1 protein-coding gene is annotated in these 263 nt (G+C 46.8%); it reads left to right on the forward strand.

What is annotated here, in order from left to right:
- A partial coding sequence (locus tag LKX83_RS32585; RefSeq protein WP_255655031.1) for a penicillin-binding transpeptidase domain-containing protein occupies positions 1-263 on the forward strand: 263 nt, incomplete at both ends.

Consider the following 263-nt stretch of genomic DNA (forward strand, 5'->3'; position numbering starts at 1 on the left):
CAAGCTGATGAAGCCGTATATTGTAAAAGAGATTCGTGATGCAAAAACAGATCAGGTGCTTAAAGAGAACAAGCCAGAAATGGTTCGTCGTGTAATTTCAGAAGATACAGCGAAGCAGACGCGTGATCTTCTTGGAGCGGTCGTTAATGAAAAAAACGGAACTGGGCAGCCGTTTGCTCTGCCAGGTTATCAAGTAGCGGGCAAGACGGGTACCGCTCAAGTAGCAGAGAACGGCAGGTATGTGGCCGGACGCTATATTAATT

Origin of the sequence: Cohnella baijiui, assembly GCF_020731285.1 — a bacterium.
Lineage (GTDB): Bacteria > Bacillota > Bacilli > Paenibacillales > Paenibacillaceae > Cohnella.